This is a genomic window from Methylobacterium symbioticum (assembly GCF_902141845.1).
GTDB lineage: Bacteria > Pseudomonadota > Alphaproteobacteria > Rhizobiales > Beijerinckiaceae > Methylobacterium > Methylobacterium symbioticum.
The window spans coordinates 1-23,385 of sequence record NZ_CABFPH010000053.1 but is presented as its reverse complement, the minus strand read 5'-3'; the positions used below and the strand labels follow the sequence as shown (position 1 = coordinate 23,385).

The 23,385-nt window shown below is 71.3% G+C and carries 27 protein-coding genes, 1 tRNA gene and 1 pseudogene; 14 read left to right on the top strand and 15 right to left on the bottom strand.

What is annotated here, in order from left to right; translation table 11 throughout:
* Positions 1-50: 50 nt before the first annotated feature.
* The gene (locus MET9862_RS17500) at positions 51-1,166 is read right to left on the bottom strand and encodes an acetate/propionate family kinase (protein ID WP_142584188.1); all 1,116 of its coding nucleotides are present in this window, start codon (positions 1,164-1,166) and stop codon (positions 51-53) included.
* Entirely contained in the window at positions 1,163-3,736 is a 2,574-nt protein-coding gene (locus MET9862_RS17495; RefSeq protein WP_142584187.1) for a phosphoketolase family protein, read from the bottom strand. The genes MET9862_RS17500 and MET9862_RS17495 overlap by 4 nt, the downstream gene beginning before the upstream one ends.
* 131 nt (positions 3,737-3,867) lie before the next feature.
* Here MET9862_RS17495 and MET9862_RS17490 point away from each other — a divergent pair, with 131 nt between their 5' ends.
* The 7 genes from MET9862_RS17490 (at position 3,868) to MET9862_RS29465 (ending at position 8,412) form a co-directional block, all read left to right on the top strand.
* Positions 3,868-4,068 (top strand): hypothetical protein, encoded by a 201-nt coding sequence (locus MET9862_RS17490; RefSeq protein ID WP_142584186.1) that lies wholly within the window; start codon positions 3,868-3,870, stop codon positions 4,066-4,068.
* Between the two features lie 26 nt (positions 4,069-4,094).
* Positions 4,095-4,739 (top strand): BON domain-containing protein, encoded by a 645-nt coding sequence (locus MET9862_RS17485; protein ID WP_142584185.1) that lies wholly within the window; start codon positions 4,095-4,097, stop codon positions 4,737-4,739.
* A gap of 12 nt (positions 4,740-4,751) precedes the next feature.
* A complete protein-coding gene (locus tag MET9862_RS17480; RefSeq protein ID WP_142584184.1) occupies positions 4,752-5,744 on the top strand; it encodes a zinc-dependent alcohol dehydrogenase family protein in 993 nt (330 codons plus the stop codon).
* 104 nt (positions 5,745-5,848) lie between these two features.
* Positions 5,849-6,664 (top strand): universal stress protein, encoded by an 816-nt coding sequence (locus MET9862_RS17475; protein ID WP_142584183.1) that lies wholly within the window; start codon positions 5,849-5,851, stop codon positions 6,662-6,664.
* Complete coding sequence (locus MET9862_RS17470; protein WP_142584182.1) at positions 6,664-6,996, top strand: c-type cytochrome; 333 nt, start codon at positions 6,664-6,666, stop codon at positions 6,994-6,996. Before MET9862_RS17475 ends, MET9862_RS17470 begins: the two co-directional genes overlap by 1 nt.
* 15 nt (positions 6,997-7,011) lie before the next feature.
* Positions 7,012-7,872 carry a universal stress protein gene (locus MET9862_RS17465; RefSeq protein ID WP_142584181.1) on the top strand — a complete coding sequence of 287 codons (861 nt, stop codon included), beginning with the start codon at positions 7,012-7,014 and terminating at the stop codon, positions 7,870-7,872.
* 369 nt (positions 7,873-8,241) lie between these two features.
* Entirely contained in the window at positions 8,242-8,412 is a 171-nt protein-coding gene (locus MET9862_RS29465) for a hypothetical protein (RefSeq protein ID WP_185156907.1), read from the top strand.
* A gap of 315 nt (positions 8,413-8,727) precedes the next feature.
* Here MET9862_RS29465 and MET9862_RS17450 read toward each other — a convergent pair whose 3' ends face one another.
* From MET9862_RS17450 to MET9862_RS17420, 7 genes are all read right to left on the bottom strand, one after another.
* Positions 8,728-9,540 (bottom strand): universal stress protein, encoded by an 813-nt coding sequence (locus MET9862_RS17450; protein ID WP_142584180.1) that lies wholly within the window; start codon positions 9,538-9,540, stop codon positions 8,728-8,730.
* An 81-nt stretch (positions 9,541-9,621) separates the two neighbouring features.
* Complete coding sequence (locus MET9862_RS17445) at positions 9,622-10,269, bottom strand: BON domain-containing protein (protein WP_142584179.1); 648 nt, start codon at positions 10,267-10,269, stop codon at positions 9,622-9,624.
* A 49-nt stretch (positions 10,270-10,318) separates the two neighbouring features.
* Positions 10,319-10,774, bottom strand: coding sequence for a response regulator (locus tag MET9862_RS17440; RefSeq protein WP_142584178.1), 456 nt, complete (start codon positions 10,772-10,774; stop codon positions 10,319-10,321).
* Between the two features lie 70 nt (positions 10,775-10,844).
* The gene (locus tag MET9862_RS17435) at positions 10,845-12,173 is read right to left on the bottom strand and encodes an NRAMP family divalent metal transporter (RefSeq protein ID WP_142584177.1); all 1,329 of its coding nucleotides are present in this window, start codon (positions 12,171-12,173) and stop codon (positions 10,845-10,847) included.
* On the bottom strand, positions 12,170-12,427 hold the full coding sequence (locus MET9862_RS17430; RefSeq protein WP_142584176.1) for a hypothetical protein: 258 nt from the start codon (positions 12,425-12,427) through the stop codon (positions 12,170-12,172). Before MET9862_RS17430 ends, MET9862_RS17435 begins: the two co-directional genes overlap by 4 nt.
* Before the next feature lie 10 nt (positions 12,428-12,437).
* Positions 12,438-12,653 carry a hypothetical protein gene (locus tag MET9862_RS17425; protein ID WP_142584175.1) on the bottom strand — a complete coding sequence of 72 codons (216 nt, stop codon included), beginning with the start codon at positions 12,651-12,653 and terminating at the stop codon, positions 12,438-12,440.
* A gap of 82 nt (positions 12,654-12,735) precedes the next feature.
* Positions 12,736-13,254: an ion channel gene (locus MET9862_RS17420; RefSeq protein WP_142584174.1), complete on the bottom strand. Its 519-nt coding sequence runs from the start codon at positions 13,252-13,254 to the stop codon at positions 12,736-12,738.
* Positions 13,255-13,438: 184 nt separating this feature from the next.
* On the opposite strand from MET9862_RS17420, the gene MET9862_RS17415 reads away from it, so the two are divergent.
* From MET9862_RS17415 to MET9862_RS17395, 6 genes and pseudogenes are all read left to right on the top strand, one after another.
* On the top strand, positions 13,439-13,678 hold the full coding sequence (locus MET9862_RS17415; RefSeq protein ID WP_017483100.1) for a biotin/lipoyl-containing protein: 240 nt from the start codon (positions 13,439-13,441) through the stop codon (positions 13,676-13,678).
* Between the two features lie 8 nt (positions 13,679-13,686).
* The gene (locus MET9862_RS17410) at positions 13,687-14,058 is read left to right on the top strand and encodes a cytochrome C552 (RefSeq protein WP_244612767.1); all 372 of its coding nucleotides are present in this window, start codon (positions 13,687-13,689) and stop codon (positions 14,056-14,058) included.
* A 30-nt stretch (positions 14,059-14,088) separates the two neighbouring features.
* Positions 14,089-14,337 (top strand): hypothetical protein, encoded by a 249-nt coding sequence (locus MET9862_RS17405; protein ID WP_142584173.1) that lies wholly within the window; start codon positions 14,089-14,091, stop codon positions 14,335-14,337.
* 31 nt (positions 14,338-14,368) lie between these two features.
* A pseudogene (locus MET9862_RS30140) lies at positions 14,369-14,737 on the top strand (glucokinase); the annotation flags it as partial.
* Positions 14,738-14,823: 86 nt separating this feature from the next.
* Positions 14,824-15,186 carry a glucokinase gene (locus MET9862_RS30135; RefSeq protein ID WP_244612766.1) on the top strand — a complete coding sequence of 121 codons (363 nt, stop codon included), beginning with the start codon at positions 14,824-14,826 and terminating at the stop codon, positions 15,184-15,186.
* 71 nt (positions 15,187-15,257) lie between these two features.
* A complete protein-coding gene (locus MET9862_RS17395; protein ID WP_142584172.1) occupies positions 15,258-16,076 on the top strand; it encodes a universal stress protein in 819 nt (272 codons plus the stop codon).
* Between the two features lie 474 nt (positions 16,077-16,550).
* Here MET9862_RS17395 and MET9862_RS17390 read toward each other — a convergent pair whose 3' ends face one another.
* The 4 genes from MET9862_RS17390 to htpG form a co-directional block, all read right to left on the bottom strand.
* Positions 16,551-17,141, bottom strand: coding sequence for a site-specific integrase (locus MET9862_RS17390; protein ID WP_142584171.1), 591 nt, complete (start codon positions 17,139-17,141; stop codon positions 16,551-16,553).
* 115 nt (positions 17,142-17,256) lie between these two features.
* On the bottom strand, positions 17,257-17,643 hold the full coding sequence (locus MET9862_RS17385) for a hypothetical protein (protein WP_142584170.1): 387 nt from the start codon (positions 17,641-17,643) through the stop codon (positions 17,257-17,259).
* A gap of 72 nt (positions 17,644-17,715) precedes the next feature.
* Positions 17,716-17,805: transfer RNA gene (locus MET9862_RS17380), tRNA-Ser, on the bottom strand.
* Between the two features lie 119 nt (positions 17,806-17,924).
* On the bottom strand, positions 17,925-19,754 hold the full coding sequence (htpG, locus tag MET9862_RS17375; RefSeq protein WP_142584169.1) for a molecular chaperone HtpG: 1,830 nt from the start codon (positions 19,752-19,754) through the stop codon (positions 17,925-17,927).
* 331 nt (positions 19,755-20,085) lie between these two features.
* Here htpG and MET9862_RS17370 point away from each other — a divergent pair, with 331 nt between their 5' ends.
* Entirely contained in the window at positions 20,086-21,549 is a 1,464-nt protein-coding gene (locus MET9862_RS17370; RefSeq protein WP_142584168.1) for a permuted SH3 domain-containing protein, read from the top strand.
* Between the two features lie 46 nt (positions 21,550-21,595).
* Here the strand turns inward: MET9862_RS17370 and MET9862_RS17365 are convergent, their stop codons facing one another.
* Complete coding sequence (locus MET9862_RS17365; RefSeq protein WP_142584167.1) at positions 21,596-22,033, bottom strand: DUF3429 domain-containing protein; 438 nt, start codon at positions 22,031-22,033, stop codon at positions 21,596-21,598.
* A gap of 231 nt (positions 22,034-22,264) precedes the next feature.
* The coding region (locus MET9862_RS17360; RefSeq protein ID WP_142584166.1) for a tetratricopeptide repeat protein at positions 22,265-23,385 on the bottom strand (1,121 nt) is incomplete at its 5' end.

Sequence of the window (23,385 nt, the reverse complement as noted above, 5' to 3'; positions counted from 1 at the left end):
TCGCGGGCTGCATCCGCGACCTTGCGGCAGATCAGGACTCCCGCGTTGCCTCAGCGCCCGCCGAGCAGGCCGGCCACGGACAGGGCGATCTCGCGCTCCTCGTCTGCCGGGACGATGCGGATGGCGACGGTGGACGACGGGTCGCCGATGCTCGCCTTACCCTGGCCGTTCGCCGCCTCGTCGAGGACCGCACCGGCGAAGGCGAGCCCGCGGCAGATGCCGGCACGGACGGGGGTGGCATGCTCGCCGATGCCGCCGGTGAAGACGAGGGTGTCGAGGCCGCCGAGCGCCGCGAAGAGCGAGCCGGCCTCGCGTACGACGCGGTAGGCGAACAGGTCGAGCGCCTCGCGCGCCTCCGGAGCCCCGCTGGCCTCCAGGACCCGCACGTCGTCGCTGATCCCGGAGACGCCGAGGAGCCCCGAGCGCTCGTTCAGGAGCTCGGCCACCGCGTCGGGCGACAGGCCGCGCTCCCGGATCAGGTGCAGCACCAGGCCCGGATCGACCGCGCCGCTGCGGGAGCTCATCATCAGGCCGTCGAGGGTGGTGAAGCCCATGGTGGTGGCGACGCTGCGCCCGTCCCGGATCGCGCAGAGGCTGGCCCCGTGCCCGAGATGGGCGGCAAGCACGCGGCCATGCGGAAACGTCCGGGCGACGTGGGCGTAGGACAGGCCGTGGAAGCCGAACCGCACCAGTCCCTCGTCGATGAGGGCGCGCGGCAGCGGGTAGAGTTGGGCAAGCCGGTCCTGCGTCCGATGGAAGGCCGTGTCGAAGCAGGCGACCTGCGGCAGGTCGGGCCAGGATTCCCCGACCGCCCTGATGCAGGCCAGCGCCTGCGGCTGGTGCGCGGGGGCGAGCGGAACGAGCCCTTCCAGCGCCTCCACGACCCTGGCGTCGAGGCGCACCGGCGCCGCGTAATGCAGGCCGCCGTGGACGACGCGGTGGCCGGCTGCGTTCGGCGCCGACGGCAACCGCGCGAACAGCCAGCGGGCGACGGCCGCGTGGTCGCCGGTCGGCGACCGCTCCCTGTCTGAAATGATGCCGTCGACCGAGAGCCGCGGCTCTTGCCCGATCTCGGCGACATGCGCCCGCCAAGCCGGTGCATGCGCGCCCGGCCGGAACAGGGCGCAGCGCAGGCTGGACGAGCCGGTGTTGAGGACGAGGATCACCGTCCGGCCTCAGGCGATGATCGTCCCGTCATCGACGGTCTCGCCCGGCCGGCGCCCCCCCTGCCGGCATCGGCAGGGCCGCACTGCATGATGTCGCCCTCGATGCGGCGATCGGGATGCTCGTGGACATGCCTCTCCGGCCAGGCCCAGTCCCGCACCTCCGGGAGGTCGTCGCCCGTCCGGCGGACGTGCTCGCGATGGCGGGCCAGGGCCGCGCGGAGCGCCTGCTCGGCGTGTTCGGCATGCGCACCCAGTCCCGGAACGGCCCGCAAGGCGGCCTGCGCGAGGTGGAGCCGGTCAAGGCGATTGAGCACGCACATGTCGAAGGGTGTCGTCGTCGTGCCCTCCTCGATGAACCCGTGCACGTGGAAGTTGCCGTGGTTCGTGCGCTTGTAGGTCAGCCGGTGAATGAGCCAGGGATAGCCGTGGTAGGCGAACACCACCGGCCGGTCGCGCGTGAACAGGCTGTCGAAGGTCGGGTCGTCGAGTCCGTGCGGGTGCGTCTCGCGCGCCGGCAGCGTCATCAGGTCGACGACATTCACCACCCGGACCCTCAAGTCCGGGACGTGGTGGCGCAGCCAATCGACCGCCGCGAGCATCTCCTGGGTCGGCACGTCACCGGCACAGGCCATCACCACGTCCGGCTCCGCCTCGCCCTCGTTCGAGGCCCAGTCCCAGATCCCGGCGCCGGCCGCACAGTGCCGGGCGGCCTCGTCCGGGCCGAGCCACTGAAGGGCCGGCTGCTTGCCGGCCACGACCACGTTGATGCGGTCGTAGGTGCGCAGGCAGTGGTCGGTGACGCAGAGAAGGGTGTTCGCGTCCGGCGGCAGGTAGATGCGGGCCGTGTCGCCGCGCTTGTTCGCCACGAAGTCGATGAAGCCGGGATCCTGGTGGCTGAAGCCGTTGTGGTCCTGCCGCCAGACGTGGGATGAGAGCAGGATGTTGAGCGAGGGCACCGGCCTTCGCCAGGGCAGGTCGCGCGAGGACTTCAGCCACTTGGCGTGCTGGTTCACCATCGAGTCGACCACGTGCACGAAGGCCTCGTAGGTCGCGAACAGGCCGTGACGGCCGGTCAGCACGTAGCCCTCCAGCCAGCCCTCGCAGAGGTGCTCGCTCAGCACCTCCATGACGCGGCCGTCGCGGGCGAGGTGGTCATCGCCCGGCAGGATCTCCTCCTGCCAGGCCCGGTCCGTCACCTCGAAGACGGCGTCGAGGCGATTCGAGGCGGTCTCGTCGGGGCCCATGATCCGGACGTTGCGAGCCTCTGCGTTCAGGGTCAGGACGTCGCGCAGAAAAGCCCCGAGCGCGCGGGTGGCCTCGGCCTTCGTGCGGCCAGGCTCAGGCACCGCGACGGCGAAGCGCCTGAGGTCCGGCAGGCGCAAGGAAGCGCTCTTGTGGGCGTTGGCGTGCGGGTTGGCTGACAGGCGCCGCGGTCCCTTGGGCGGCAGCGCGGCGAGGTCAGGCGCGAGCGAGCCGTCCTCCGCAAACAGTTCCTCCGGGCGGTAGGAGCGCATCCAGGCTTCCAGGACCGCGCGGTGTTCCGGGCTCTCCCGCACGGCCGCCACCGGCACCTGATGCGCACGCCAGGTGCCCTCGACCGGCTTGCCGTCCACCGTCTCCGGTCCCATCCAGCCCTTGGGACTGCGCAGCACGATCATCGGCCAGCGCGGGCGCTGCGTCGCGCCGTGGACCGCGTGTTTCCGGATTTCGGCGATGGCGTCGAAGGCCGAGTCCAGCGCCGTCGCCATGGCTTGGTGCATGACGGCCGGCTCGTCGCCCTCAACGAAGGTCGGCTCGTAGCCGTAGCCGACGAGAAGGCTCCACAGCTCCTCCGGCGGCATGCGGGCCAGGATGGTCGGGTTGGCGATCTTGTAGCCGTTGAGGTGCAGGATCGGCAGGACGGTCCCGTCGTGGCGGGCGTCCAGGAACTTGTTCGAGTGCCACGCGGCGGCGAGAGGCCCCGTCTCGGCCTCGCCGTCGCCGACCACGCAGGCGACGGTCAGCCCCGGATTGTCGAGGGCGGCGCCGAAGGCGTGCGCCAGGGAATAGCCGAGCTCGCCGCCCTCGTGGATCGAGCCCGGCAGCTCGGGCGAGGCGTGGTTCGGGATGCCGCCCGGGAACGAGAACTGCCGGAACAGCCGGGCCATGCCGTCGAGGTCTTGCGCCACGTCCGGGTAGATCTCGCCGTAGGTGCCCTCCAGGTAGGCGTTGGCGACCAGCCCCGGCGCCCCGTGCCCCGGTCCCCAGACCGCGACCATGTTGAGGTCGCGCTCGCGGATGACCCGGTTGAGGTGGGCGTAGATGAAGTTGAGGCCGGGCGTCGTGCCCCAGTGGCCAAGGAGCCGCGGCTTGACGTGCTCGGGCTTCAACGGCGCGTGCAGCAGCGGGTTGGCCATCAGGTAGATCTGGCCGACCGACAGGTAGTTCGCGGCGCGCCAATAGGCGTCGATCCGCTTCAGACCGTCCGGTCCGAGCGGGCCCGGCACGAAGGTCAGGGTCTGGTCGCCATCATGGTGCTCGCCGTCGCGGCGCTTCCTCTGATGGTTCCTCGGCTCGCGCCTCGCGTCCATGTCGGCCTCCCGGAGGATGCGGATACCCGAGCGACGGTGCCGGAGGCCGGCCCCGGCGGCGTTGAGGTGGATCAAGGCGCCCTCGTGGCGCGCCGGCAGGATGGCTCCCGTCAGCAAGGCGGGAGCGAACGATGACCCTGGTGCTTCGATCCACCTACATCCAGACGGTGCGCCGCGTGCGGGTGCCGGTCAGGCTGGCGCCGCGGAACGATGCGGGCCCCCGGTTCGTCGCGGGCGGCTACCGCTACCGGAGCATCGGAAGCCTGCAGGCCCTGGCCCTGGCCATTGCGGCGTCCGCGGTGACGCCGGCGCTGCTCTGGCTCGCCCTCTGAACTCCACCGAACCGAGGAGACGGGAGATGGACGACATCACCGTGCACCGGCACGTGCTCGACGAGCTGGAATACGCCCCGATGGTCGACGCTGCGCAGATCGGCGTCACCGTCGAGAACGGCATCGTGACCCTGACCGGCCATGTCCGGAACTACGCGGAGAAGGGCATCGCCGAGCGCGTCGCGCTCTGGGTCCGCGGCGTCCGGGGCGTGGTCGAGCGGATCGAGGTTCGCTACCCGGACAACACCAGCGTCGGCGACGAGGCCCTGGCCGAGCGCTGCGCCCGGGTGCTCGAATGGGACGTCCGCATCCCGGAGGATTCGGTCACGCTCAAGGTCGAGAAGGGCTGCGTCACGCTCGACGGGTGCGTGCCGCACTACCACCAGAAGGCGGCCGTCGACAAAGCCCTGCGCCGTCTCGCCGGGGTCACCGACATCGTCAACATCATCGCCGTGAAGCCGCCGGTCCAGGCCACCGAGGTGAAGTCCCGCATCCTCGCGGCCCTGAGACGAAGCGCCCGAGACCCTGACACCATCCGCGTGCGCGTGGACGGCGACAGGGTGACCCTCGACGGCTGCGTCGACGTCTGGCGCGAGCGCGAGCTCGCCGAGCGCGCCGCGTGGTCCGCGCCGGGCGTGCGCGCCGTCGAGGACCGACTGATGCTCGCGTGAGGCCGCGGCGCGATGCTGGCGATGGTGCTGCGCGATGTCGGCGCCCCCCTCGTTCCCGAGGAGCGGCCGGACCCGGAGCCCGGGCCCGGCGAGGTCCGCATCCGGGTGGACGCCTGCGCCGTCTGCCGCACGGACCTCCACGTCATCGACGGCGACCTGCCCCAGGCGGTCTATCCCATCGTGCCGGGCCACGAGGTCATCGGCACGGTGGAAGCAGCCGGTACGGGCGTCGGCGAACCTCTACCGGGCGCCCGCGTGGGCGTCCCATGGCTAGGGCACGCCTGCGGGCATTGCCGCTACTGCGCGACCGGCCGCGAGAACCTGTGCAATGACCCCGGCTTCACTGGCTGCACGCGCGACGGCGGCTTCGCGAGCCACCTCGTGGCGGAGGCCGCCTTCACCGTCCCGCTCGACCCTGCCCTCGACCCATTCGCGACGGCGCCGCTGCTCTGCGCCGGGCTGATCGGTTGGCGCACCCTGCGGATGGCCGGCGAGGCCGAAACCGTCGGCCTCTACGGCTTCGGGGCGGCCGCCCACATCGTCGCCCAGGTCTGCCGGTGGCAGGGGCGGCGCGTGTTCGCGCTCACCCGGCCGGGCGACCGGAAGGCGCAGGCCTTCGCCCGTTCGCTCGGAGCGGACTGGGCCGGGGACTCCGACGGGCCGCCCGAACCGCTGGACGCCGCCCTGGTCTTCGCGCCCGACGGGAGCTTGGTGCCGGCGGCGCTTCGGGCCGTGCGGAAGGGCGGCCGGGTGGTCTGCGGCGGTATTCACGTGAGCGACATCCCGGCCTTCCCCTACGACCTGCTCTCGGGCGAGCGGTCGGTGCGCTCGGTGGCGAACCTGACCCGCGAGGACGCGCGCTCCTTCTTCGGGACCGTCCCGCGAGCCGGCATCGTCACCCGCACGCGCGCCTACCCGCTCGCGCAGGTCAATGCGGCCATCGCGGCCCACCGGCGTGGGGCTCTTCACGGTGCGGCCGTCCTCGTTCCCGGAGGCAGGTGGTAGGCCGGGGGCGAATCTGCTGCTCCCCTTGAGGTGGATCAAGGCCAGCGCCGCCGAGGCGCTCAGGATGCTGCATCGGGCCGCGAGCCCGGCAGCGGGAGGCGGTCATGCGGATCTCCAACATCATGGTCTCGGTCGACCTCGGGGCCGCAGCCGCAGACCGAATCCAGCTGGCGGCCGGCCTCGCGGAGCGGTTCGAGGCCAGGCTGACCGGCATTGCCGCGCGCCCGGTCCTGGCCCCCATGCCGGCCGGCGACATGCGGGAGGTCGAGCGCGTCTGGGCCATCGAGGAGCGCCTGGCGGACGAGCAGCTTGCGGAAGCCAAGGCCCTGTTCGAGCGCGAGGCCGGGGCGGCGGGGGAGACGGCCTGGCGCTCGGCGCCGGCCGAGCCCCTGGCCTACCTCGTCGGGCAGGCGCGCGCTGCCGACGTCATTGTGGTCGGCCGGCAGGGGCCGGCCGACGGCGACCCGGGCCCGATGGGCGTCCCGGCAGGGGCGCTCCTGATGGAGGTCGGGCGCCCTGTGCTGGTTGCGCCGCCCGGCATCGAGCGCCTCGCGGCCAAGCGGGTCGTGGTGGCCTGGAAGGACACGCGCGAGGCGCGCCGGGCCGTCCACGACGCGCTGCCGTTCCTGACCCGGGCCGACGAGGTCCACGTCGCGGTGGTTGGCCCCGATGCCGACCGCGAGGGCGCCGAGGACGTGGCCGCCTACCTCTCCGACCATTCCGTGGCCGTCACCACGCACCTGCTGCGGAGCCCGGAGGTCAGCGCCGCGGACGAGATCCTCCGGTTCGCCCGGCGCGAGGAAGCGGATCTCGTTGTGATGGGCGCCTACGGGCGCAGCCGCCTGCGCGAGTGGATCTTCGGGGGGGCCACCCGCGACGTCCTGATGACGACGCCCGTCTGCTGCCTGATGAGCCACTGATGCGTCCGGCCGCCCTCACCCTGGTCGGTGCCCTCGCGCTTCTGCCGAACCTGATGGCCGCCCCCGCCACGGCCTGGGACCGGCAGGTGAAGCAAGGCGAGACGCTTGCCCGGACCAACTGCGCCAAGTGCCATGCCGTCGGGCGCGTCGGCGCGAGCCCGCTGCGCGAGGCACCGCCCTTCCGCGAGCTGCACGCGCGCTATCCGGTCGAGGATCTCGGCGAGGCGCTCGCCGAGGGCATCCGCACCGGCCACCCCAGCATGCCCGAGTTCCGGTTCGACCCGGACCAGGCCGAGGCCCTGATCGCCTACCTGAAGACCCTGGAACGTTGAGCGAGGAGACCCACGATGTTCCTGCGCTGCCTCCTCGTCCCGACCGCGCCCGGCCTCGACGCCACGCGCCGGCTCGACGCAGCCCTGCGCCTGGGACGCCGCCTGCGGGCCCACATCGGCGTCGCGTTCATGGCGCCGGGCCCGGAGCACGTCATGGCCAGCATGGCGAGTCTGATCCCCTTGGACTGCGCGACCGTCGAGGCCCTCGCGCGGGGCGTGCGCGAGGCCGCAGCCAAGGGCAAGGCGGCCCTGGAAGCTTGGTGCGAGCGCGAGGGGGTGGCGTTCATGCCGGCGGACGGCCGGCTCGATGCCACCTTCGCATCCTGGACCGAGCTCTCGGGCGAGATCGAACCGCTCCTGACCCTCGCTGGCCGGGTCAACGACCTCATCATCATCGACCGTCCGAACCCCGCCGAGCCTTTCACGGGCCGCGCGCTCGACACCGCACTGTTCTCGGTCGGTCGTCCGACGCTGATGGTCGGCGAGAGCGTCCCGCATGACTTGCTCGACCATGTCATGGTTGCCTGGAACGGCAGTCTGGAGGCGACGCGCCTGATCGGGCAGTCGATCACGCTGCTGCACGAGGCCGCCCGGGTCACCATCGTGCATGCGCGCACCGAGCACGTCGAAGGGGCACGTGCCGCGGACCTGTGCGCCTACCTGCGCTGGCACGGCATCGTGGCTGAGGCCGCCACCCTGGAGGTCGAGGAGGGGACCTCGGTCGGCGCGGCCATCCTGGCCGAGGCCGGGCAACGGAACGCCTCGATGCTGGCGCTCGGCGCCTACACCCACAGCCGCGTGCGCGAGTTCTTGGTTGGCGGCGTCACCCGCCATGTCATCGAGCACGCGCGCATTCCCGTTCTCATGGCCCATTGACGGGCGGGAGCCAGAGGCAGGCGCGGGTCCCCCGTCATGGGCGGTGCCTCGGCGATCGGGTTGCGCACAGCGGCTAGATTATAATAATTCCATCTCTAATATGGACGCACCGAAAAGCTCGTCCTGGCGGATGCTAACGCACGGGCAGCGCTCGCTCCTAAAGCGCATGCAAACGGATGGGGCACTGTACGCGGTGGGCCCGTGGAGGATGACCACGGTGCGCTCGCTGCTGGCACGCGGGTTGGTCAGGCCGAGGGGACGTGGCTGGGCTGGCGGAAGCCAAGGGGGCCTCTGGTTCCTGACTGCCCGAGGCAGGCGGATCGTCCTGGCGTCCCACCGTCCAAACATTTCCAGCGATGAGGCTCGGGGATGTCCATGACCATGAACTGGCTCATCGACCGCCTCCTGATGCTCGGCCTCGTCGCCATCATCGCGGCGGCTGTCGTCGTCCTGTCCGCGGCCGGTTTCCGGTACGCCGGCGAGACCTGCGGCTTCGCAGCCCTCGTGGCGAGCCTCGTCAGCGCTTGGCTGCGCCGCTGAGCACGTATCGGGGCTCGCCCATCCCCGCCGACATCTGCCTTTACCGCGTCGGATCATGGCAGTGCATGTGCGGGGGCGCCGTGCCGCAGTCCAAGCTGCAGGTCTGGTGGGGCTTGCAGAACCACCGCAGGGTGCCGCTCTTCAGGCAGGAGCCCGAGCAGTGGCGATGGGGCGCGTTCGCCGGCTCGACGAAGGTTCCTCTGGCGTTGGGCGAGCCGGCCCTCGGTTGCGCATGAGCCACGGACCCGCTCGCCGCGAGCGCGGCGACGATGAGAAGGGCGGCGCGCGCCGCGAGGAATCCGTGGATGCCAAGCATCAGTGGCTCATCAGGCAGCAGAGAGGTGCGTAGGCCAGCAGGTCTCGGGTGACGCCACCGAAGGCCCATTCGCGCAGGCGGCCGTGGCCGTAGGCGCCCGTGACGAGCAGGTCGGCGGCCTGCTCGCACGCGGCCTCCACGAGGGCCTCGGACGCCTCCGTGCCGCGGGCATTCATCAGAACGGACGTGGCGTAGACATCGTGGGCCTGCAGGAATCCGACGATGTCCCGCGGGTCGGCCGTGCCGTCCCCATCGTCGACCGAGATCACGACGACCTGGGAGGCCCGCCTCAGGAACGGCAGTGCGTCCCAGACCGCCCGGCGCGCCTCGCGGGTGTGTTTCCAGCCGACCGCGACGCGCTTGGCGTCGAGGTGGTCGAGCTTGGGCGGGACCACCAGGACCGGCCGCCCGAGACGCATGACGAGGTCTCCCGGGTTGACCGAGAACAGCATGGGCCCGGGCTCGCTCTCGCGCCCGACCACGACGAGGTCGGCGGCCGCGGCCTGCGCGACGAGGAAGGGCAGCGGGACCTCGATGTTGGAGCGCCACTCGATGCGGCTGCGATTGCCAGCCGCCTCCTCGAAGGCGGCGTGCGCCTGCCTGAGGTCGTTCAACACGGTCTCGTTCGAGGCGGTCAGCGCGTAGGCGCTCGCCGGCGTCGGTCCCACGGGCCGGACGGCGTAGGCCGGGGTTTCGGCAGCCACGCCGATCAGGCGGGCGCGGAAGTCGTCGGCGAGATGGCCGGCCAGGCGCACGCGGTCGCGCGCCTCCAGCGTCAGGTCCATCGCCACCATGATGCTGGCAAAGGTCATGGAAGGTCTCCGGCCGGCAGGCACAGACGGGATGGGGAATGCTCGATGGGCGGGCCGGCGGCCTCACCCATCCGGCAGGGCTCAGCCCAGCGTGAGATGGTCCTCGACGGCGCGCACGCCCGGGGCCGACCACGCGGCGGTCTCGGCGAGCTCGCGCTCGTACCAGGCGTTCACCTTGCCCTCCAGGACGACCTTGGCGTCCTTCACCGTCACCGTGATGGCGTCCGCCTCAAGCTCGGCGTTGCGCCTGAGCGCTGCCATGATCTTCGCGCGCACGTCGGGCGCGCTCGCCTTCGGCGCCATCTCGATGGTGTTCATGATGCCGGCGACCCCTGCGAGGCGCCGGATCGCGCGGTAGGCCTCCTCCTTCTGGTACTGCCAGTCGACCTTGCCGGAGAGCGTCACCCAGCCGTTCTGGACCTTCACCTGCACGGCGCCCTTGGGCACGGTCACCGACCAGTCGAGCATCTGCAGCGCGCGCTGGGCGATGTCCTCGTCGCGCGGCGGTGTCTCGCCGCCGAAGCGCACCTGGATCTCCTCCACCACCCCGCGCACGCCGCGGACTTTCTGGGCGGCCGTCTCGGCGGCCACGCGCTCGGTGTAGCTGCCGACGTGGCCGGAGAGCGTGACGATACCGTTCTCGACGGCGACGCCGATATGGGCGGCGTCGATGCTCGGGTCGAAGTCGAGCTCGTCGATGACGTTCTGGCGGATCAGCTTGTCGCCCATGGTCCGTCTCCTCGATGAGGCCCAGGTCGTGCGTGACCGGAGCCGACGCTTACGCGCGGCAGGCCGTCGGACATTGATCCAGCGCAAGCTCCTCTCCGGCCGCGATCCTGCCGAGCATCGGACAGGTCCGCGGGCAGCCCGAAACGGCGCAGGAGGCGGCCACGGCCGAGACCATGTCCCGGGCATCGAACAACCGGTCGAACACGGGCACGTCCGCGAAGGCACCCGGCACCGGGGCGTTGCCGGCGATCAGGGCGAAGGGGATGCCGCGCCGGCGCAGGGCGCAGGCGAGCGGGAAGCCAGGACCCCTGTTGAGGTCGACGCTCACCACCGCGAAGTCCGGGGGGCTCCCGTCCAGGCTCGCAGCGGCATCCTCGCAGCTGCCGTAGGGGCCGCTGACTGCGCAGCCAACGCCGGTGAGCACGTCCTCCAGCCACATGCCCGGCAGCGCCTGCGGCTCGGCCACGAGGACGATGGGTTGCCACTCTCGGCCACATGCCTGCATCGCACGATTCCCGTTCCCGGTTGCGGTGCATGAAGGATGGACTGGGCGGGCCAGGCCACCTTGCGCTGGATCAAGGGAGCGCGGCGGTGGCCACCATGGCGAGGACGGCGAGCAGCATGCAGGCCGTGGCGGTCCAGCCGAGCAGCCTGAGCGGCCCACGCACCGCGAAGGCGCCCATGATGTCGGCGCGCGCCGCCGCCAGCATCATCACGGCCATGACGGGGACCGCGATGACGCCATTTACGACCGCGCTCCAGTAGAGCGCCCGGATCGGGTCGACCGCGCCCAAGCTGATGATCATGCCCACCAGCGTGGCGAGCGCCACGGTCCCGTAGAAGGCCCGCGCTTCCAGGAGACGGCGACCGAAGCCGACGGGCCAGCGCCGCGCCTCGCCGACGGCGTAGGCCGCCGAGCCCGCGAGCACCGGGACCGCCAGCAGCCCGGTCCCGACGATGCCGAGCGCGAAGACCGTGGCGGAGAACGGGCCGGCCAGCGGGCGCAGCGCTTCCGCGGCCTGGGCAGAGGTCTGGATGTCGGTGATGCCGCGCGGGTGCAGAACCGCCGCGGTCGTGACCATGATGGCGAGCGCCACGAGGTTGGAGAAGGCCATGCCGACGAGGGTATCGACCTCGATGCGGTGGAGCGCGGCTCCGCCCTGCTCGGGCGCTTGCAGCAGGTCGCGTCGGCGCGGGAAGGCGTGCAGGTCCTCGGCCTCCTCGGCGGCCTGCCAGAAGAACAGGTAGGGGCTGATCGTGGTCCCGAACAGGGCCACCAGCGTGGTCAGGCCGCGACCGCTGAGGTCGATCTGCGGAACGGCCAGGGCGGCACCGAGATCCCACCAGGAGACGCGGGCGAAGATCACCACGCCGAGATAGGCGAACAGGCTGAGCGTCAGCCACTTCAGGACGGCGACGTAGCGCGTGTACTGCAGGACGAGTTGCATGAAGGCGCAGATGCCGGCGAACAGCACGACATAGAGCCAGCGCGGGCCCGGCAGCAGCAGGTTCAACGCATCCGCCATGGCACCGAGGTCGGCCCCGAGGTTGAGGATGTTGGCTGCCAGCAGGAGAAGCACCACGGTCTGCAGCAGGCCGTTCCGGTAGTGCTCGCGCAACACGCCGGCGATGCCGTGGCCGGTGGTGCGCCCGATCCGAGCCGAGACCATCTGCACCGCCGCCATCAGCGGCAGGGTATAGAGCATGGTCCAGCACAGGCCGTAGCCGAGCTGGGCCCCGGCCTGGCCGTAGGTGGCGATGCCGCTCGGGTCGTCGTCCGAGGCGCCGGTGATCAGGCCGGGTCCGAGGACCTTCAGCAGGCGCGGCTTCGACGGCCCGACGGCGGGGCTTGGAACCTCCGGGTCGTCGGCCTCCTCGGCCGCGGCGAGGGGAGCGGTGCTCATGCGGCCGACTTCGACGGCACGGTCTCCGCTCCGGACCGGACGGTGCGCGCCACCCGCAGGGCGGCGGCGAGGTCGTCGCGGTCGGTGCCGTAGCGGCGGCAGAGGTCGTCGAGCCATCGAGGCGGGTCGACGTCGGCGTCCGGGATGTCGGAGAAGGGGACGTGGTACATCCCGTCGAGCGCCTCGATGCCGTAGCCGGTGACGGCCCATTGCCGGCCCTGCCAGTGCACCGGTTCGGTGAAGTCATGGCTCATGGTGGCCTCCTCAGGCGGCGCGCTGGCTGAGGTCAACGACCTCGCAGGTGTCGGCCCGCAGTCGCCAATCGATGACGCCGTCGGCCTCGCAGAGCATCGCCTTGGCCGCAAAGGCGGCGGAGACGTCCGAGCGGGCGTGAACCACCGCCTGCCGCTGCAGGACGCGATGGTCGTAGCCGGTGTCGTCCAGGACGGTCTTATGGAAGGTGACGAGATACTCGTGCATGGTTCGCCTCCGCTTGCTGGTGGGCGAAACCTGGGGCCGACCGGAGTGGCCGGCCTTGATCCAGCGCAAGGGCGCCGGCGCGTTAGGTGCCGGTCGCCGGCGGGAAGAGGCGCTCGCGGCCGGGCTCGCCGTCCGCCGGACGGTGGGCCTTCCCGGCGCGGCGGGCACGCGCCTTGCCGTGCATCGGCCAGTAGCGCTCCATGGCGAGGTAGGTGAACGAGGCCGACCAGCCGATCAGGAGGAGTCCGTTGAGGGCCTCGACGCCTGTCAACAGCCGGGCATGGCCGACCGGCGCGTGATCGCCGTAGCCGAGCGAGGAATAGGCCACCACCGAGACGAAGAGGCAGTCCTCGAAGCTCTCGATGGGCACGCCCGAGAAGGCACCGAGCCCGAGCCGCAGGACGAGGAGCCAGTAGGCGGCGGCGTAGATCCAGACCGCCACCGTGTGCCCGACGAAGGCGGCAAGCACCACGGCGACGATGCGCCAGCGCGGCGGCACGGGCAACTCGGCGAGGTGCTCCGAGGTGAGGCGGAGCGTCTCGTAGAGCACCAGGATGGTGACCGCGACGAGCACGACGCTGGCGGCCAGGACGACGAGCATGGTTCCGGTCCCAGGGAGGGGCCTGTGATGACCCTGCCCGAGCGTCCGGGGGCCGCCTTGACCTGCCTCAAGGCCGCGGGATGCCCGCCCGTCACGCCGTGATCCAGATCAAGGCGGACCTCCATCCGATGGCGTCCCCTGCCGGCCAGCGACCCTGTCGGGCGCCACGAGCCAGGAGGCGGTCATGGCGGACATCCACGTAGCCGAGGGTCTCTGGACCACGGGCATGCTGCCCGAGGGCGTACTGGAGCGCTGGCTTGTCGCGGACGGAACAACCGTGCGGGCCGGCGAGGCCGTGGCCGCCGTGCGCATCGGCGAGGCGTTGCACGACATCGTCTCCCCCGCCAGCGGCCGCCTGGAGGTGCTGGCGCCGGCGAGCGAGGTGGTCGACCCCGGCTGCATCATCGCCGAGGTCCACGCCTGAGGTCCCGCGTGGCGAGCCGCCCCGAAGAAACCGGGTACCGGGCGCGGCGAGCGACGGCACTTGCCTGTCTGGCCTGGTGCATCGCCGACGGCCCCGCGGCCGCGGACCCCGCGGGAAACCACCGCGTGCGCGGCTGGACCATCGCCACGCAGCTCTGCAGCCCGTGCCACATCATCGGCCGCGGGCCGCAAGCGGGCGAGTTTTCCGACCCTGTCTTCCTCCGGGTCGCCAAAATGCCCTCCACAACGGGGCCGGCCCTCGCGGTTTTCCTGCGGAGCCACCACGAGCGGATGCCGAGCCTGCGCCTCGACCGCGACGAGATGGACGCGGTCATCGACGACATCCTCAGCCTCAAGGGCGCTCGCGCAGCGCGTCCCTGAGGCGGAACACCTCGAATCAGAGTGGTCGCGATGAACGAACTGACGGTTCCGCCTAGGGACACGCTTCCGGCCCTGCAGGAATCCCTGGACGGCCTCGGGACAGGGCAGGCCCTGCGCCTGACGAACGCGGATTGCGACCGCCTGTTCGGCGTCGACGACGCGCTCCTCGGCCGGGTGCGCAACTTCGCGCTGGGCCACGGCTGCATCGTGGTCTGGGACGACGAAGGCCTGACCTTCTGCCGGCAGCCCCAGGCCACCGGCAGCAAGCCCCTCCGCTAGGCCGCCGCGCTCGCGACGGAGGCATGCGGCCATGTGGCCCCATCCCGTGCTCCTGGCCGACATCGGCGGCACCTACCTCCGCTTCGCCGTCCTCCCCGCGCCGGGAGCATGCCCCGGCCCCATCCGGAAGATGCCGACGGCCGGCTTCCCCGGGCCCATCGCCGCCCTGCAAGCCTATCTCGACGGTCCGGGGACGCCGCGGCCGCGCTCTGCCTTCCTCGCCGTTGCGGGGCGTGTCGACGGGCACGTCACGCGCCTGACCAACGCGCCCTGGCTGATCGACCTCGGCGACATTGGCGTTGCCCTCGGGCTGGAGGCGGCGCGGCTGGTAAACGATTACGTGCCGCAGGCGGCCGCCTTGCACGTGCTCGACGAGGCGAACGCGGCCGACCTGGCGCGGATCGGGCCCGTCGCGGCCGGACGGGGGCCCCGCCTCGTCCTCGGTCCGGGTACCGGCCTCGCCAGGCTCTGGCGGCGGCGCGCGGCGTGGCCACCGCCTGGAACGCGCCGCCGGAGGGGCTCGAAGCGGCCAAGGCCGGCGACCGGCTCGCGCAGGAGACCGTCCGTCAGTTCACGCGCCTGCTGGGCCGGTTCGCAGGCGACCTCGCCCTGATGTTCTCGGCGACGGGCGGGGTCTATCTGGCCGGCGGGATCGCGCCGCGCATCGTCCAGGCCCTGCGGGGTGACGCGTACAATGCCGCCTTCGAGGACAAGCCCCCGTTCCGCGAGGCGATGCAATCCATCCCCCGCTTCGTGGTCACAAGGCCCGAGCCGGCCATCGACGGGTTGGCGGCGCTCCTGTGCGCGGGGAACCGATTCCTGTTCGCCGGCCAGGACTGGCGGGCTTGAGACAGATCAACGCCGCCCGGCACGGGCACCCGCACCCTGATGCCGCCCGTTCCGGGTCGAGGGAGGCTTCCATGTCCTATGCCAGCATCATGGTCGCGGTCGATGACGGGCGACACGCCAGGACGCGGGTCCGTCTCGCCGCGGACCTGGCGCACCGTCTTGGCGCCCGCCTCGTCGGGGCCGCCGCCTGCATGCCGGACTATCCGCAGGGCTACGGCGAGACCGCAGTGCCCATGGGCATGGTCATCGAGGAGATCCGCCAGGCCGCCCTCGACAGATGCGCGGCCGCCGAACAGGTCTTCCGCCATGGCTCCTGCCTGAACGACCGCGTCGAGTGGCGCTCCGATGTCGAGGGTCCGGTTCCGTTCCTCGCAGGGCAGTCCCGGGCCGCTGACCTTGTCGTGGTCGGTCGCCGCGCCGGGGACGAAGGCGTCAGACCAGGCATGGCGGTTGATCTCGGCGACGCGCTCATGGGCCTGGGGCGCCCCGTCCTCGTGGTTCCGGCCGGCATCGAGCACCTGGAGGCCAGGCGCATCGTCGTCGGCTGGAAGAACACGCCCCAGACCCGCCGGGTGCTTTCGGACGCCCTGCCGCTGCTCAGGCGCGCGGAGGCGGTCCAGGTCCTTCGGGTCACGGATGCCCAGGACCGGGCAGAGGTCGAGGACGTCGTCCGCTACCTCGCCCTGCACGATGTCAACGCGAGCACGAGCGTGGCGGTGCGTTCTGGCTGGAGCGTCGCCGACGACCTGCGTAAGGCCGTCCGCGCAATCGACGGGGACCTCATCGTGGCGGGCGGCTACGGCTACAGCCGGCTGCGCGAGTGGTTCTTCGGCGGGGTCACACGCGACCTGCTGGCCGAGACGACGGTCTGCTGCCTGATGTCCCACTGAGGAGGTCGCGACAGTCGTGACCGCCCGGGCCTCTCGTCGTGCGCGTCTACTCTCGCTCGATGACCAGCCCTTCGAACGGCTGACGGCAAAAGGTCAGCTCATGGCGCTTTGCCGACGACACCTTTTTGTGCATTTGCGAGGCTTGGGGCGCGAGTCGACTATCCTGGTATGCTGCTTGCCGCGTTCCCCTATGGAGCACCGGAATTCGTCCTTGGCACTGAGCGCGGGATCGTATCAAGCACCTGTGCGCACGAAGCTGAAGCGCGTGTGAAATCAATGATTTAAGTCAGATGCTTTGCTGAGTTTGTTCTGGGTGAGAATCCTGGCGCTCCAGCCGAGTTAGCTCGCCGCCTGCCCTGCGCCGAGGCAGGCTGGCGGCCGTTCGTCATTGTAATGACGAACGCCGTGGTCGTCCGCCCTTCGGCTGTCGCGCAGCGAATGCGCCAAAGTCGATCGTCTTGAGCTCTCCATCGGTCATCTGCCCATCGTACCGCTCATGCACGTCGGTGAGCTCGTGGCCAACCTGCAGGCGCACAGCCCGCGCGGGCAACGCAAGATCACGGTCGTTGCGGATCTTACCGACGCGCAAGCCATGGAAAGTACTGGAGCGCTGCGGGTCCGCCCCGAGCGCGCATAAAGGCGCTTCAAGCGCTTCTGTGCCGCGTCGGCGGGATCTTCCGTTCGCATCAGCATTGGGAACACAGGCCCCGCGTTTCGAAGCGCCCATTCGATGAAGCCGCACTCTGCAAACAAGTCGTGCAGGACGAACAAGCCGAGCGACTCGCCGGTCTTGAACGGCACCGGCTCCCAACGCCCGTCCCGCATCTGGTGCGATTGCGGGCGGTACACCCAGACCCCATTGTAGCGCAGAATGTTCTCGCGCCGCATGAAGGCGAGCAGACCCAGCCGCCGTCCAGTAAGTTGGCCGAGGGCCGGCAGCAGGGCATCGGAGAGGATGCCGGAGGCGACGACCTTGCCGAACTCGTCATAGTCGGGTGCAATGCCTGCCTTCGAAGGCGCGGCGCGCTTCGGGATCACGATCCGGCCCTCGAAGGCGACGGGCACCTTGGCGTCGGCGCAGGCCTCACGCGGGATCGTCTTGATCCGGCTCAGATACGTCTCGCGGATCGATTTTTCCGCTAACCCAGGTCCCTCGGCCTCCTTGTTGGCCGCAGTGTACTCAGTGACCCTGGCGAGATCGTAGCCTTCCTGCTTCGAGATGTTGGGTGGCAGCCACGACAGCTCGTTGGCGAAGTGCTGCCGAGAGCCTGCTCTGGCCTAGGACGCCGAGCCCTAGGAGGGTCGGCAGGATGAGGGTCAGCCGATCCTCGACCTGCCGCCGGGCATCGGCAGGCGTCGCATCGTTCATGGGCGTGTTCTCAATCCGTGCGAACTCAATGCGCGCCAAGCCGCCGAGCACGTCGGCCATGCGACGGGCTTGCGAATTCGACACGCATCCGAGGGTGATCCGAATCGGCGCCAGGGTCAAAGCGGGATCGAGCGCCTTGGGCACCCGGATCTGGAAGACGGAAGTTCGCCCGTTACGGGTCAGGCGGCGGCTTCGCACGCGTGTACAATCCCGTGTACATCGCAGGCGCGAAACGGTTCACCGGCTTGCTCTGCACTCTAGGGATTAATGTGGCGGAGAGGGGGGGATTCGAACCCCCGATGCCCTTGCAGGCATGCCGCATTTCGAGTGCGGTGCATTCAACCGCTCTGCCACCTCTCCGCGAGGTGTCTCGATGAGACGGCGGTGCCGTAGCACGGCTCGGCGGGTTTTCACAAGCGGGTTGGCGGCGATTCCGCTTCGTGTCAGCAGAATCGCCGCCGTGTGGTCCGGCCGGAGGCTCAGGCGGAGCGCGAGGACGCCAGCGCCGCGGTCACTGAGCGGGCGAAGGCGACGGGATCGCGCGGGGTGTCGCCGTCCTGGATCCGGGCGAGATCGAGCAGCGTCCCGGCCGCCTCCGTCACGGCCTCGGCCGGGCCTGAGGCGAGGGCGCGGATCAAGGCGTGGCGGGGGTTGATCTCGAGAACGGGCGCACCGCCCGGGCCGCGGCCGGCCCGGCGGAGCAGGCGCTGCATCTGCAGGTCCGGCCCGCTGCCGGCGGAGAGCACCACCGCGCTGTCCACGAGACGGTCGGTCGTGCGCACATCTGAGACGTCGGCGCCCAGAGCCGCCTTGATCGCCGCGACCAGAGCATCGATCCCCTCCGGCGCCTCGGCCGTTTCGCCCTCGGCCGCGAATGCCGAGAGGTCGAGCCCGCCCTGGGTGATCGAGCGCAGCGGCTTCTCCTCGAAGCGGGACAGGGACTCCGGCCAGAAGGCGTCGACATGGTCGGAGAGGAGCAGAACCTCGAGTCCGCGGGCCCGGAAGCCTTCGAGCTGCGGCGAGGCCTTCAGCGCCTCGGCATCGTCGGCGACGAGATAGTAGATCGCCTCCTGCCCGTCCTTCATGCGCGCGACGTAGTCGGCGAGGCCGGTCCAGCCCTCCACCGCCGAGGAGCGGAAGCGCAGGAGCGGCGCGATCTCGGCGCGCCGCTCGTGATCCTCGTAGATGCCCTCCTTCAGGACCGGGCCGAAATTCTCCCAGAACGTCGTGTAGTCGTCGGCGTCCTTGGCGCGGCTCGTCAGCTCCGAGAGCACACGGCCGGTGACCGCGCGGCGGATCCGCGCGAGGGCCGGCGTCGATTGCAGCATTTCGCGGGAGACGTTGAGCGGCAGGTCCTCCGTGTCGACCACGCCCTGGACGAAGCGCAGCCACGGCGGCAGCAATTCCGCCTCGTCCGTGATGAACATGCGCCGCACATGCAGGCGCACCTTGCTGTGGCGGTCGTTCTCCAGGGCCTGGAACGGCTTCATCCCGGGCACGAAGAGCAGGGCCGAGAATTCGAGCTGGCCCTCCGCGCGCCAGTGCAGGGTCGCCCAGGGCTTGTCGAAGTTCATGCCGACCGAGCGGTAGAACTCCTCGTACTGCTCGGGCGTGATCTCGGACTTCCGCTTGCGCCAGAGCGCGGTGCCCTGGTTGGCTGCCTCGTCCTTGCCGTCCTGCACGATGGCGATCGGCACGGTGATGAAGTCGGCCCATTTGCGGACGAGGTGGTCGAGCCGGTAGGGCTCGAGATACTCGTCCGCGTCCTCCTTGAGATGCAGGACGATGTCGGTGCCGGCCTCGGCCCGCTCGGCCGGCTCCAGGGTGTAGCTGCCCTGGCCGTCCGAGGCCCAGGTCCAGGCCTCGTCCGCGCCGGCGCGGCGCGAGGTGACGGTGACGCGGTCGGCCACCATGAAGGCCGAGTAGAAGCCGACGCCGAACTGGCCGATCAGGCTCGGACGATCCTCGGCCTTGGCGCTTTCGAGTGTCTGAGAGAAGGCCCGCGTGCCCGAGCGCGCGATGGTGCCGAGGTTCTGCGCCAGGTCCTCCTTGGCCATGCCGATGCCGGCATCGGACACGGTGAGCGTGCGCGCCTCCTTGTCGGGGCGGATGCGGACCTTGGCATCGGGCGGCAGCGCGCTCGCGGCCGAGGTCAGTGCCTCGAATCGGCGCCGGTCCATCGCGTCGGCGGCGTTGGCCACCAATTCGCGCAGGAAGATCTCCCGATCCGAGTAGAGGGCGTGGACGACGAGGTCGAGAAGGCGCCCGACCTCGGCCCCGAATTCGTGTCGCTCCACCGTCTCGCTCACCCGTCAGCCTCCTTGTCGAATTGCGGGGGCGATATGCCGTCGCCCGGGCACGAATTCAATGCGGGCGGAGCGGCCGTAACGTCGGGGCCGGGGCAAGGCCACTGGGACTGCGGACGTTCGCGGCGCGCCGCCCGGACACCGGGCGGACCTGCGCAAGCGCACGCGCCGCCTGCGGGTCGCGGCCTGTGCGCTTGATCCGGCGCTTGACAACGGCCAAGGCTTCGCCCGTCATCGAGTGCGCTTCACGCTCCCGGAAATCGGCACGTCTGCACGGCATGCTCGCTGCGAAACGACCTGCGCGCGGATGCGCCCCGGCCCCGGAGCGGGTGCGATGATGAAGCGGACGATCGCCGCGATCCTCGCCTCCGACGTCGCCGGATACTCGCGTCTGATGGCGCAGGACGAGGAGGACACGCTGCGCCGGCTCTCGGCCGCCAAGGCGGTCTTCCGGCAGCACGTGGCGGCCTTCCGCGGCCGGGTCTTCAACACGGCGGGGGACGCGATCCTGGCGGAGTTCCCGAGCGGCGTGGAGGCCTTGCGCGCCGGCATCGCGATCCAGACCGACCTCGACGCCCTCGATCGGGAGGATCCGCCCGAGCGCCGGGTACGCTTCCGCATGGGCCTCACCATCGGCGACGTCGTCGAGGTGGAGGGCGACCTGCTCGGCGACGGCGTCAACATCGCCGCACGGCTGGAAGGCCTCGCCGAGCCCGGCGGGATCTGCCTCTCGCGCACCGTGCACGAGGCGGTCTCCGGCAAGGTGCAGGCGGCCTTCAAGGATATCGGGCCGCAGAAGCTGAAGAACATCCCCCGGCCGGTCCACGCCTTCCGCGTGGTGCTGCCCGGAGCCGGCGCGGCCCCGCTCGCGCGTTCGCCGCGCGCGCGGGCCCTGCGCTGGGGCGGGCTCGCGGCTGCCCTGTCCCTCGGCATCGGGCTCGGAGGCGTGATGCTGCTGCGGCCACACTGGATCCGCGGCCCGGATCCGGCCCAGGCCTCGGCCCGCGACGATCTCATCTCGGTCAGCGTCGCCCGCGCCCGCCAAGCCTGCTTCCCCGATCGAGTGCGCCTTTCGGGCCTCCTCAATCCGCGCCGGGCGCAGGAGGTGAGGCCTGAGACCGAGGGCATGCGGGTGGTGCGGTCCGCCGTGCAGGCCCTGGATACGGTGAAGGCGGGCCAAGTGCTGGCGGAGGTCGCGCGGATCGGCGAGCCCGACACGGCCGCCCTCCCCCTGCGCAGCCCCCTCGACGGGACGGTGGTGCGCAGCGCGGCGACGGCCGGAATGCCCGCCTCGCCCCGCGGTCCGGCCCTGTTCGAGATCGCCGCCGACGGCGCCTTCGATCTCGATGCGGAAGCGCCCCTGGCCACCCTCGCCCGGCTCCAGCCGGGACAGGGCGTGGGCGTGACCCCGCTCGGAGGCGGCGAGCGGCCCGGCCGCATCCGCCTCGTCGCGGACGGGATCGATCCGGCGACGCAGCTCGGCCGGGTCCGCGTCAGCGTCGGCGCCGGCGATGGCCTGCGCGCCGGGCAGTTCGCGACCGGCGTGGTCCGGGTCGGCGAGCGCTGCGGCATCGCCGCCCCGCACGCGGCGGTGAGCCAGGAGACGGAAGGGCCCGTGATCTACGTGGCCAATTCCGAGCGGATCGAGGCGCGCCCGGTGACGACCGGCCTCTCGACGGAGAACGAGATCGAGATCCGCGAGGGTCTGAACGAGCGCGACACGATCGTCCTCAAGGCCGCGGCCTTCCTGCGCGAGGGTGACCGGATCCGCCCGGTGTCGGTGCCGGCCGGGCGCTGACGCAGCGCGCCACCGGTGGGCGGAGCCTCTCGGAACCGTTGCGGGCTCAGGCGGCAACCAGCAGCGCCGCCCCGGCGATCCCGGAGAGCACGAGGCGCAGACGGCCGAGCCAGCGCGGCACCAGGCCGCGCCGCGGCAGGTCCTGATCGATCAGGCCCCAGGCGAGCACGAGCACGCCGAGGACCCGCAGATCCCAGGGCGCGGGCGCCGCAAGCGCCGCCCAGGCGATGAGCGAGGGCACGATGGCGATGAGATAGTCGCCGTTTCCGGCGTTGCGCGCCGCAGCAGCCCCCCAGCGGATGCCGCCGAGGAAGGAGGCGATGACGGCACCGTAGGCCGAGAGGATGGTCCGCGGCGCGAGGCCGAGATTGCCGAGCCCGCCATCGCTGCCGGCCACGGCGAGGGCCGCGAATCCGAGAAACGGCACGAGCCCGGCAATGCCGAGGATGATGGCGCCCATCGGCATCGGGTTCAGGCGCGCCATCCGGCCTCCGTATCCCCGCCCGCCGCGGGAACCCCGCAGCTTCAACCGTGGATTACGAACCCGGTCGCGACCGGTTCCCGCGCTGCGGCAAAGCTGCGCTCGCCCCCCCTATAGCGCGGTGTGGCCGGCATCCGAAGTCCCAACCCTCGCGGCAGGATCGTCCCGTCCGGAAGCCGGATGCCGCGGCGCACCCGTCGCCGGCATCCGCTCCGGTCTCAGGCGCTCCGGGTCTCAGACACCCTTCCGGCCGACGGGCGTGAAGGCGTACGGGTTCGGCGTCGGGGCGCCGAGCAGCGTCACGGCACCGGCGGCCTCGGCGATCACGGGGGCGTCGTTCACCGCCGGATCGAGCTTGCGCACCTTGAAGGCCGTGGCGATGCTCTTCGCATTGGCGAGATCGGTCGGGCTGAGCTTGGCGCCCACTTCGTCGCGCTTCTTGCCCGCGTCGTCGTCGCCCTGCGCGGCGGCGGCGGCGAACCAGCCGTAGGACTGGACCAGATCCTGGCCGACGCCGAGCCCCTTCGCGTAGAGCACGCCGAGATTGTACTGGCTGTCGCGCACGCCGTGCTCGGCGCCCTGCCGGAACCAGGAGGCGGCCGAGGCATAATCCGGCTTGCCGCCGGCCGCGGGGTTCTCCGCGTAGATCACCGCGAGATTGTGCATGGAGCGGGCATGGCCCTGCTCGGCCGCGCGCCCGTACCAGAGCTTGGCCTGGGCGAGGTCGCGCACCAGACCGGCGCCCTTCTCGTACTGGCCGCCGAGCTTGTACTGGGCCGGGGCATAGCCGGCCGCGGCGAGCTTCTCGAACAGCTTGGCCGAGAGCGCGAGATCGCGGTTGAGGCCCCGGCCCTCGGCCTCGCGCATGGCGAGTTCCCAGACCGCGAGGCCGTCGCCGTCGAGCGCGTGCTGCTTCAGCTTGGCGAGATCGGCGGGCAGGCCGCCGAGATCGCCCGCGAAGCCAGCCATGCCGGTGACCCGGGGCGGCGTGCCGGCCCGCTGGCGGGCGGGTGCCGGATCGGCAGGAATGGCCTGCGTCGTCTGCGGATCGGGGATGCTGGGCTTGGACGCCTCGGCGGCTCCCTTGTCGGCCTGGCCCTTGGTCTCCGGCTTCGCCGGGGTGACGGACGGGGCGGTTGCTTCCGGCGGACGGCCGGGCTCGGCCCGGGACGGAGCCGCGGCCGGCGGGGTCTGGGGCGGAGCGTCGCCGGAGCCCATGGTGAGCGCCTGCAGGGCGCCGAGCGCCAGCACGATCGCGGCGAGCCCGAGCAGGATCGGCCGGCGGCGGCGGTCGATCTCGGCCCGCAGCCGCGCGAGGCGGCCTTCCGGTGTCGCGACGGCCGGCGCGCGGCCGG